This is a genomic window from Carboxylicivirga sediminis (assembly GCF_018156225.1).
In the GTDB taxonomy this organism is placed as follows: Bacteria; Bacteroidota; Bacteroidia; order Bacteroidales; family Marinilabiliaceae; genus Carboxylicivirga; species Carboxylicivirga sediminis.
In genome coordinates, this window is record NZ_JAGTAR010000062.1 from 1 (window position 1) to 10,488 (window position 10,488).

The window sequence follows — 10,488 nt, forward strand, 5'->3', positions numbered from 1 at the left end:
TAAACATCAAGCATCTAACCAAATAATCAAGGCAATAATCTATTGATTATGAATACAAAAGAGGGCATCCGTTTTTTGGACACCCTCTTTTTTATCTTATTTGCTATGTTATTGCCTAAATGAATCAGTCTATTCAATAAGAGTAGGATATTTACCTTTTTTTATAGCGGTAAAGAGTTCATTTTTAGCACTGCAGGCACATGAACCGGCATCGCAGGCTGTTTTTCCTTTAGCCGGTTTAATCAGGCGGTAAAAAAAACTTAGAACTTGATAAAAAGCCCAGGCCACAATCAAATATGTTACTATATCCTGTATCATAACATTATAACAATAGATGACCAACCTGGTTCACTGCAAAGGCTAAAACCCAGGCTAAGCCAGTGGTATAAAAGATGGTAAATAAGGCCCATTTCCATGAGCCAGATTCTTTTCGAATGGCTGCCACTACCGCTACACAAGGGAAGTAGATGAGTATAAATATCATGAATCCAAAGGCGGTAACCTTGTTAAATACGGGCCGGCCATCCGGATGTGTTTCTTCTCTTATCTGCGTAATTAACTGTTTCGAATCTTCGGTATCCTCATCGCTGTGATAAATAACCGCCATAGTGCTAATAACTATTTCTTTAGCCGCAATACCGGTAATAAGGCTAACGCCCATTTTCCAGTTAAAACCTAATGGTTGAATAACCGGTTCGATGGATTTACCTAGTCGGCCAATGTAGGTGTTACTTTGGTGTTCACCATTTTTAATCAGCTCAATGGAATCGGTTTTAGTTGTTAGTTCTTCTTCATACTGCTGAGCTAATTCATCTGAACTATTAGCTATTAAGCTCGCATATTCGGTGTTAAGTTGTTCAATCTTAGTGTCAAAGTCTTCTGAATAATCAACGTTTTGTGGGTAATAGCTCAAAAACCAGATGATGATGGATGCCACTAAGATAATACCACCCATTTTTTTGAGGTATTCGGCACCTTTGTGCCACATGTGTCTGATGGTGTTTTTAAGCGTAGGAATACGATAGGGTGGAAGCTCCATTACAAAAGGTACTTCATCGTGTTTAAAAATAAAGCGCTTAAATAACCGTGCAATTAATACTGCCAGTAAAATGCCAACGCCATAAATGGTGAATAGCATGGTGCCTGCATTTTCAGGAAATATTGCCCCAATAATAAGAATGTAAACCGGTAAACGGGCGCTACATGACATAAATGGATTAATAAGCATGGTTAACAGTCGGTTATTCCTGTTTTCAATGGTGCGTGTGGCCATCACAGCCGGTACATTACAACCAAAACCCATTACAAGCGGTATGAATGATTTGCCATGTAAGCCCATTTTGTGCATTAGTTTATCCATGATAAAGGCGGCACGGGCCATATAACCCGTATCTTCCATGAATGAGATAAAGAAGAAGAGTATCAGTATGTTAGGCAGGAATACGATAACTCCACCAACACCTCCGATAACACCATCTACCAGCAAGTGTTTTAATGAGCCATCCGGCATGACGCTACTAACAAAATCAGACAGGTATGCCACACCTGCTTCAATCCATGTCATTGGGTATTCGCCCAGCTTAAAAGTGGTTTGAAACATTAACCACATAAAGAAAATAAATATGGGGAAGCCAAATAAGCGATGAGTAATCAGCGCATCAATGCTATCAGTCCTTCGTCGTCGTGTTTGAGGGTTTTCCTTAAATGTTTCTTTTAAAGCACCGGCAACAAAGCCGTAACGGGCATCAGTAAATATGGTTTCAGAATCTTCCTGCGATTGCTTTTCAATTTTATCAGTCAGGTGGCCGGTCTCTTTTAATATATCAGAATAGATATTGCTGTTTGATTGCATATAGTCAAACAGCTGTTTGTCTTTTTCAAGAGCTTTAATCGCCAGATAACGAGGCGAAATACGATTGGCAATATCCCCGGCTTTAATAAACATGCCGTCAAGTACTTCAATAGCCGATTCAATTGGTTCTCCATAATTAACATGGATATGACGCACTATTTCATCCCTATCTTCATATACATCGATGAGCTTATCAAACAGTTCAGTGACGCCTTTCCCTCGGGAGCTAACTGTTGGAACAAAAGGGATACCCAGCATAGCGCCAAGCTGTTCGTAATTTAGCCGATCACCTCTGCGCTGCATCTCATCGAACATATTTAGGGCCACAACCACTTTTATATCCAGATCTATCAATTGGGTGGTGAGGTATAAATTACGTTCAAGGTTAGAGCTATCAAGTACATTTACAACTATGTCCGGATTTTCATTGGTGATGTATTCGCGGACAAATGTTTCTTCGGGTGAATAGGCTGAGATACTATAAGTGCCCGGTAAATCAATAATATTGAATTGATACCCATTGTGCAGGAATGTAGCTGCCTTTGCATCAACTGTTACCCCGCTGTAGTTACCTACATGCTCTTTGGCACCACTGGCATAGTTAAATAAGGTTGTTTTGCCACAGTTGGGGTTACCAACTAAAACGATATTAATGTTGCGGTGTTTCTTATTGGCAGATTGCTTGAGAATATCTTCTGAAATGGTACCCTGATAGCTTAAATCGGCAATATTCTTCGCTTCTTCAACCGTGACAACTTCAATGAGTTTAGCTTCACTTCGTCGTAAAGAAACCTTATAATCAAGTATTTGGTATTCAATTGGGTCTTTGAGAGGTGCGTTTTTTACAACCGTAACTTTCTTCCCTTTAATAAATCCCATCTCGGTAATGCGTTTGCGAAAAGCGCCATGCCCTTTTACTTTAACAATGACACCTTCATTACCGTTGCTTAACTCAGATAAATTCATGAAAACTTAGATTGACTATGCCCATTAATAAGATCCTACAAAAGTATATTTGTCAACCTTATGTTACAATACCTAAAAGTAGTGATTTTACAGTGTGGACAAAATAAATATTGCTTGACTGTGTATAACTTTTTAACTGAAATTGCGTTTAGTTGGTATGGACAAACTCTTGAGAGATGTAGATATGCAGAAGTTGTTGGAAAAGTATGCTGGAAATATTGCGATACTTGAGGAGAAAATTGATGTTCAGTTGCAGTTGCAATATTTCAAGGAAAGTAAACAGCAGAAGAAAGAACTGGACAAGGAACAAGTGCTTACGCAAAAGGAAAAGCTGTTTGACCCGGATTATTCACTTGAGGAAAAGAAGTTATTAATGTGTCAGTTAGCTTCTGTGAATGAGGTGGAGGCCTACAGAATGCTGGAAGCCTATAAGGCCAACCCTGATAAGGCTTTGGTTGATTGGTCGATACTAGCTTACCAGGAAAGTAAAATGCTTTTGCAAAGTACACTGCTCGATGAGAAACCATTATTTATTTCAACCGGATTAGGCGGTAAAGGCAATAAGCTGCGTTATTTTGTTGTGCTTTTTACCAATGAGCAACAAGTTTTCTCGCAATACCAAGAGCAATTAGTAAAGGGAGAGGTGGAATATGCTTTTAGAAAAAACAGTGCTGAGATTGAGGAACTGGAGTTTTGCGGTTATTATATGACCATTCAGGCATTGGTGCCTTTGGATTGTGGACTGAAAAACATGCTTGCTAAAATTATTAAGCAATGCAACGAGTTGGGCGATTTTTTAAGTCCATCGCTTTTGGTTACTAATGTAAAAAAGCTATCATTGGGAGAAATTGAAAAGCTGATTGATCAGCAACAATCTAATCAGAATATAAATAAAAATGGAATTGAGGAATAAAACAGTTAATGTGGCAGTGCAAGTTTTGCCAATGTCTGATAATCACGATATGTATGACCTGGTTGATGCGGCCATTAAGGTGATTGAGAACTCAGGGCTGAAATACAAGGTTACCCCCTTTGAAACTGTTATTGAAGGAAGTTATGGCGATGTAATGGCATTGGTTGAAAAGGTCCAGGAGGCTTGTTTTATCAGCGGGGCGCAAAAGCTGCTTTGTAATTTAAAAATTCAATCTGACCATACAGGCCATGTGACAATTGCAGATAAGATGGCCAAGTATGAATAGATGGTTTAAGGTATTTATAATACAAAAAAAGGTTGCCTGATCAGCAACCTTTTTGAATTATAATCCTATAAATTTATTCGTGCAAGTCTTCAAACTCAACATTGGTATACTCTGCTGTAGCAACACCTTCTTCTATTAATTCTTCATTAGAGTCAGCCTGTTGATTTTGTTTAATGAAACCAATTGTCTCTTCAAGTCCGTTCACAAATTTTTCAAAGTCTTCTTTGTAAAGAAAGATTTTGTGTTTCTCAAAATGGTATTTTCCATCTTGATCAAAACGTTTTTTACTTTCTGTAATTGTCAGGTAATAATCATTTTTTCGGGTAGCTTTTACATCGAAAAAGTAAGTTCTTTTTCCTGCTCTTATCGCTTTTGAAAAGATCTCATCTCTATCATTCTTTTCAAATCCATCGTTTTTTTCAAATCCTTCCATCGTTTTCTTTATTGTTTTGGAAACAGCTTGTATGCCTCAAAAATGATAAATATTTCCCTATTAACCAATAAAATCTTTACAATTTTTTTATGTTTTTTAAACAAATAAACAAGTCTTACAAACGACTAACGCTTTAATATTAATGCTAATATGGAGAGGTTCAGATATTTAATATAATCTTGTATGGTATCTTTTAGGTATTGCATAGGCTAAAATAGTATTCAAAGCATTCTGGCTGCTTAAAACAGAAATTCATGGTCAGATTCAATGGAACTATGCTTTATCTGAGTTAGTTGTATTAAAGGTGTATGAAGTTATATCGAAGACTTGTTAAAAGCGCTTGATGCAAATAAAAAAAAAGCTACTTTTGCATTTATTATATAGTAAAAAAGTTCTTTAAGGATGTTAAGTAGAAGATTGTTAAGAGTTAAAGTTGTGCAGATGGCTTACGCACATTACCAAAAGGGTGAAGTGTCGATACAACAAACCGAAAATGAGTTATTTCATAGCATAGCTAAGTCTCATGAAATGTACCATGCGTTTTTGCTGTTGTTGCTCGAACTGAAGAATTTTGCAGAAAACAGGATTGAACTGCGCAAACAAAAGAAACGTCCATCCGAAGAAGATCTGAATCCCAATTTGCGCTTTGTAGAGAATGGATTTATGGTGCAGCTAGCTAATAATGAGTCACTGCTTGCCTACAACAGCAAAAATGGAACACCTTGGGTCAATCATCCCGAAACCATTAAAGGACTTTTCAATATCGTTACTGAGTCGGAGTTGTATACTGAATATATGGCAACTGAGGCGGGTGATTATGATGCTGATAAGAAGTTTATTGCCAAACTTCTGGAGAAGGTAATTGCACCTTTCGAAAGTTTGTATTCAATTTTTGAAGAGCAGAGTGTGTATTGGAATGATGAAGTGGAATTTGTTATTTCTATGGTAGTGAAGACTATCAAAGGGTTCAGCGAGGAGAATGCTGAGAAGGAACCACTACTGCCGGAGTTTAAAGATGATGAAGATCGTGATTTCGTGCAGCGCCTTTGTCGTAAAACCTTGGTAAACCATAAGGATAACATGGAGTTAATCAAGAAGTTTACCAAAAACTGGGATTTTGATCGTGTTGCCTATTTAGATTTGGTCATCATGCAGGTAGCTCTTGCTGAGATTACAGAATTTAAGAATATTCCAATAAATGTATCGCTGAACGAATATATCGAAATAGCCAAATACTACTCTACTAACAAAAGTGGTGTATTTATTAATGGTGTTCTGGATAAAATAACCGAGCATCTTATTGCTGAAAAAGTCATTAATAAACCCGGTAAGGCTAATTAATAGGAAATGAAGGCAGGCACATTCTTGCTTCTTGTTATTCTGGTTTTTGGTTGTGTTGGTAAAAAGCAAAAATCATCGATCACCTCGGAAGGAAAAGGTAGGCTGAGATTTGTAGAGCTGACTTATAATTTCGGCGAACTAAAACATGGAGATATTGTTGGACACCGGTTTGCAGTAATTAATGAAGGCGCTTACCCTGTTGTTATTCAGAACGTAGAGCATGGTTGTGGCTGCACCGATGCAATGTTTCAAAAAAAACCTATTGAGCCGAAAGATACAGTGTTTGTTGAAGTAATTTTCGACACCAAAGGTTGGACCGGAAGGCAGGTTAAACAAGTGGTAGTAATGGCCAATGATTCAATCCAAAAGCATGAGTTGCTGGTTTGGGCAAGTATTAAATAGAAAATAAGAAATAGAAGAATTATGAGCTTTTTAAATGTTTTTTTAAGTATGCCTCCACAGGCGGCCGAAGGAGGTAATCCTTTAATGTCATTTGCACCTTTTGTGTTGATTATTATCGTTTTTTACTTTTTTATGATTCGTCCACAGATGAAGCGTCAGAAAGAGTTACGTAAGTATCGTGAAGCACTGAAAAAAGGTGATAAGGTTATTACAACTGGAGGTATTTATGGAAAAGTGGCCGAGGTAAAAGACCAGTTCGTAACGGTGGAAATAGCTGATGGTGTGAAAGTGAAGATGGATAAGTCAGCCATCGTTATGGATATGTCAGATGTAGCTGCCAATAAGTAAAACATTTGGGTGCTGCGTGTTTTTAGTATTCTGATAAAGATTGATTATTTTTGGGAGTCTGATCATTAAACTATGGAAAACATAAAAGCACTGTTAACAAAATATTTACAACAAATAATCGGTAAAACCAAGGAAGTACGCGATGATAAAAATGCGCTTATTTTCTTGGTTTTTCTATTTCTGTCAGCCTGTTTCTGGGTGTTAAATGCTTTGCAGAAAGATAATTACACTACCGAAGTGAGCTATCCAATCAAGTTTGTTAATATTGGTGAGGATGAAATAATCAATGGTAGTGCCAGACGAGAGCTTAACCTGAAAATAAAAGGAGGAGGTTTTAAAATATTAAATTATCTCACTCGCCATAAGGTTTCAGCTAAAGGGGTTGATATATCCGGATTGAGGCGTATAAGTCTGGATGGTGTTACCGGTGCCTATATTAACTCAAACGACTATTTTAAACTTATTGAAGATGAATTGGTGGTGGGTATTGAGCTTGTGAGCATTACGCCTGATACTTTATTCATACCGTTGTTAAAAAAGCAATCGAAAATACTTCCGGTAAAGGTGGTTGCTGATTACAGTTTTGCCCAGCAATGCCAGTTATCTGGCCCAATAGCTGTTCAGCCCGATTCAATTACAGTATCAGGTGCTGCTCAGGTATTAGATTCCATCGAATACATTCAAACGCGGCCTTTGAAGTTTGAAAAACTGGCCGATACAATTGTGCGAAATGTAGCACTTGAAAAGTCAGATAACCTTGAGTTGAGTGCTAAAAGAGTGGTGGTTACGCTACCAGTTGAGCCATTTACTGAAGCCAATGTAATGGTGCCAATTAGAGCATTGAATCTGCCTGATAGTTTGCAGCTTAAGACATTTCCTTCTGAGGTGAATATTTCGTATCATCTGGGTTTGAGTCGTCCGCTATATCTGGCAGGAGATTTTAATGTATCCATTGATTTCTCCAGTATTGATTTAAAACAACCGCCTCGGCGCCTTAAAGTGAGAGTTAGTGATTACCCCGGCAATGCTCAGAATATGAGTTATCAGCCACTATTTGTGGAGTATTTACTGGAAAGGAAAACTGAAGAATGATAAAGATAGGTATTACCGGAGGCATTGGTAGCGGAAAAACAACAGTGGCTCGTTTATTCCTTTCGCTAGGCTTTCCGGTTTATGAAGCAGATGTTGAGGCCAAGAAGCTTATTAACCATAATGAGAGAGTAAAGCAACAGATTATAGAGCTTTTAGGAGAGAAGGCCTACAATGCTGAAGGCTATAATCGAGCGTATGTAGGAAGTGTAGTATTTAATGACAAATTAATACTTAATCAGCTAAATCGCATCGTGCATCCGGCTGTTGCCAATCACTTTGAACAATGGTGTGATATGCATAACGACCATAATATTGTATTTCAGGAGGCGGCTATATTATTTGAAAATGGTAGTTACATTAAATTCGATAAAACAATATTGGTAACAGCTCCGCAGCATTTGCGTTTGCAACGAGTTATGCGACGTGATGGGTTGTCAGAGCAAAAAGTTATTGAACGAATGAATAGCCAGTGGACAGATGAAGCAAAGATAAAACTAGCCGATTTTGTGATTGATTGTGATGGTCAAAGCTTGGTTATTCCTCAGGTGTTGAATGTTTTAAAAAGTTTATAATGGGAATATTAGGTTCTTTCCTTGGTGCCAGTATCGGATGGTGGACATTGGGCCCCATTGGTGCCATCATGGGTTTAGTCTTGGGGCATTTGTCAGAAGAGCAGTCAACATTTATTAAAGGAAGTAAACAATCTCCTCATCAACAGGCAAGAAGTGGCTTTTTGGCAACACTGTTGGTCTTGGTGGCTGCTGTGATGAAGGCTGATGGTAAAGTGGTGCGTTCTGAGTTGGATTTTGTAAAGAGAAGCCTGGTAGCCACCTTTGGTGAAAAGGAGGCAGGAAAGGCCTTGTTGATGCTAAGAGATATACTAAATCAGAATATTCCAGTAGATGAAGTGGTGCACCAGGCGCGTGTCAATATTAATTATGCGTCTAAAGTGCAATTGATGCACTTACTATATGGAATAGCTCTGGCAGATGGTCATCTTTCGAGTGAAGAGAAAAATTATCTGCAGCAAATAGCTTATGGCCTTGGGATATCAAGTGCTGATATGACATCTATTGCCTCGATGTACGTTAAGGATTCATCAGCTGCCTATAAAGTATTGGAAGTGGATGAAAATGCATCGAATGAGGTCATTAAGAAGGCATATAAGAAGATGGCTGTTCGTTTTCACCCTGATAAAGTAGCGCATCTGGGCGATGATATTCGCAAGGATGCCGAAAGGAAATTTCAAAAAATTAATGAGGCTTACGAGCAAATAAAAAAGGAACGGGGGATTAAATAATTCTTTCTCCAGAGTTAAAATCTTTTGGTCAAAGCCTGTATAATTCTATTTTTGCAGAAAAATAAAAAGTAAACATATGTTGAAAGGAATATTAGCGATTTCAGGACAAAGAGGACTTTTCAAGCTGGTGTCGCAAGCTAAAAACTCAATTATTGTTGAGTCGTTGATTGATGGAAAGAAAATGCCGGCATACGCTACGTCTCGTATCAGTGCGCTGGAGGATATTTCTATCTACACTGAAGACGAGGATGTTAAGCTGTTTGATGTTTTCAAAGCTATATACGAAAAGGAAAATGGAGGAATGGCCATTTCGCCAAAAAGTTCTTCTAATGAGCTGAAAAACTATTTCGAAGAGGTGTTGCCATTGTATGATAAGGATCGCGTATATGTCTCTGATATCAAAAAAGTACTTGGCTGGTATAATCTGCTGATGGAGACGGAGCTATTCGATCCAAATGCTGTTGAAGAAGAAGGCGAGGAAGCTGCAGAAGATTAATATTAACACTAATCAAAGATATTAGGGTGCCCGTTATGGACGCCCTTTTTTTGATCTTGATGATTAAGTGTTTATCGTTATATTTGTGTTATTCTTAATAATCCTAATTCTTAATTAATGAGAAAGTGTATAGTATCAATCGCATTATTAATTGCAGCATTAAGCTTAAATGCACAAACACAAGTTTATACAGTTACCAGTGGAGAAATGATCTTTAGTTGGGCTGATGTTGAACAGGCGCCCCTCGGAGGAGGAGCCATGGATAATGTATCAAGCATACCTCGTTTTTCAGCTTTTTTCCATGTTGGGCAATATGTGCATCTTAACTTTACCGACGCCCTAGGTCTCTATTCAGGCTTAGCCATTCGTAATATTGGGTTCATCACAGAAGATGATGCGCTTGAGCTTGGGGTTGAAAAGGAAAAGCACCGCTCTTACACACTTGGATTGCCTGTTGCACTTAAGCTGGGTTCGTTCCGCAATCACTTTTATGTATTTGGTGGTGCCGAATATGAATTGCTATTCCATTATAAGTATAAGTATTGGATGGATGGAGATAAGCACAAAACATCTGAATGGTTTAGTAATCGCACCAATCGATTTGTTCCTTCAGTGTTTGCAGGTGTGCAGTTTCCCCGTGGTTTAAACCTTAAGTTTAAATATTATCTGGATGATTTCTTAAATAACGACTTTAAAAAAGGAGATAATCCGTTAAACGATTATTCCCGATATGGTAAAACCCAAATGTTCTATATCTCCTTAAGTTGGCAATTCGATACGCGTGATTTCAATAAAATATGGGGAGGAGAAGGAGCAGAGCGTATTTATGATGCAAGAATTTAATAGCTAAAAGGCATAAATGATATCAAAGCTCCCCATTTGGGAGCTTTTTTTATAAATTTTTATTCTCTCCAACTCTCATCCATTCAGCCTCTAAGCTATCAAGGCCTCACGTGTGCCATCATTTTTCTTGATTTTCCATTTGGATAATAAAAAAATCCTGTGTTATTTTGCACCCGCTTTTGAGAACAACGGTTGTCATGAAAAGCAGGATTGATA

The 10,488-nt window shown here is 37.9% G+C and carries 12 protein-coding genes; 10 read left to right on the forward strand and 2 right to left on the reverse strand.

The window, feature by feature from the left end; translation table 11 throughout:
• Window positions 1–322: 322 nt before the first annotated feature.
• Window positions 323–2,818 carry a ferrous iron transport protein B gene (feoB, locus tag KDU71_RS22270; RefSeq protein ID WP_212193337.1) on the reverse strand — a complete coding sequence of 832 codons (2,496 nt, stop codon included), beginning with the start codon at window positions 2,816–2,818 and terminating at the stop codon, window positions 323–325.
• A 157-nt stretch (window positions 2,819–2,975) separates the two neighbouring features.
• Between feoB and KDU71_RS22275 the strand changes: the two genes are divergently transcribed.
• The gene (locus KDU71_RS22275) at window positions 2,976–3,731 is read left to right on the forward strand and encodes a hypothetical protein (RefSeq protein ID WP_212193338.1); all 756 of its coding nucleotides are present in this window, start codon (window positions 2,976–2,978) and stop codon (window positions 3,729–3,731) included.
• A gap of 10 nt (window positions 3,732–3,741) precedes the next feature.
• Window positions 3,742–4,017 carry a thiamine-binding protein gene (locus tag KDU71_RS22280; RefSeq protein WP_212193339.1) on the forward strand — a complete coding sequence of 92 codons (276 nt, stop codon included), beginning with the start codon at window positions 3,742–3,744 and terminating at the stop codon, window positions 4,015–4,017.
• Between the two features lie 73 nt (window positions 4,018–4,090).
• On the opposite strand, the gene KDU71_RS22285 is transcribed toward KDU71_RS22280, so the two are convergent.
• Window positions 4,091–4,450 carry a DUF3276 family protein gene (locus KDU71_RS22285; protein ID WP_212193340.1) on the reverse strand — a complete coding sequence of 120 codons (360 nt, stop codon included), beginning with the start codon at window positions 4,448–4,450 and terminating at the stop codon, window positions 4,091–4,093.
• A gap of 441 nt (window positions 4,451–4,891) precedes the next feature.
• Here KDU71_RS22285 and nusB point away from each other — a divergent pair, with 441 nt between their 5' ends.
• The 8 genes from nusB to KDU71_RS22325 all read left to right on the forward strand — a co-directional run bounded on the left by nusB (window position 4,892) and on the right by KDU71_RS22325 (window position 10,272).
• Window positions 4,892–5,791 (forward strand): transcription antitermination factor NusB, encoded by a 900-nt coding sequence (gene nusB, locus KDU71_RS22290; protein ID WP_244828662.1) that lies wholly within the window; start codon window positions 4,892–4,894, stop codon window positions 5,789–5,791.
• A gap of 6 nt (window positions 5,792–5,797) precedes the next feature.
• Window positions 5,798–6,193 carry a DUF1573 domain-containing protein gene (locus tag KDU71_RS22295; protein ID WP_212193342.1) on the forward strand — a complete coding sequence of 132 codons (396 nt, stop codon included), beginning with the start codon at window positions 5,798–5,800 and terminating at the stop codon, window positions 6,191–6,193.
• Window positions 6,194–6,214: 21 nt separating this feature from the next.
• Window positions 6,215–6,541, forward strand: a complete 327-nt coding sequence (yajC, locus tag KDU71_RS22300; RefSeq protein ID WP_212193343.1) for a preprotein translocase subunit YajC — start codon at window positions 6,215–6,217, stop codon at window positions 6,539–6,541.
• A gap of 72 nt (window positions 6,542–6,613) precedes the next feature.
• Entirely contained in the window at window positions 6,614–7,633 is a 1,020-nt protein-coding gene (locus tag KDU71_RS22305) for a CdaR family protein (protein WP_212193344.1), read from the forward strand.
• Window positions 7,630–8,205 (forward strand): dephospho-CoA kinase, encoded by a 576-nt coding sequence (gene coaE, locus KDU71_RS22310; RefSeq protein ID WP_212193345.1) that lies wholly within the window; start codon window positions 7,630–7,632, stop codon window positions 8,203–8,205. The genes KDU71_RS22305 and coaE overlap by 4 nt, the downstream gene beginning before the upstream one ends.
• Window positions 8,205–8,933 carry a TerB family tellurite resistance protein gene (locus tag KDU71_RS22315; protein ID WP_212193346.1) on the forward strand — a complete coding sequence of 243 codons (729 nt, stop codon included), beginning with the start codon at window positions 8,205–8,207 and terminating at the stop codon, window positions 8,931–8,933. The genes coaE and KDU71_RS22315 overlap by 1 nt, the downstream gene beginning before the upstream one ends.
• A 76-nt stretch (window positions 8,934–9,009) precedes the next feature.
• Window positions 9,010–9,429 (forward strand): DUF5606 family protein, encoded by a 420-nt coding sequence (locus tag KDU71_RS22320; protein WP_212193347.1) that lies wholly within the window; start codon window positions 9,010–9,012, stop codon window positions 9,427–9,429.
• A 117-nt stretch (window positions 9,430–9,546) separates the two neighbouring features.
• Window positions 9,547–10,272: a hypothetical protein gene (locus KDU71_RS22325; protein ID WP_212193348.1), complete on the forward strand. Its 726-nt coding sequence runs from the start codon at window positions 9,547–9,549 to the stop codon at window positions 10,270–10,272.
• The last annotated feature ends 216 nt before the right edge of the window (window positions 10,273–10,488 follow it).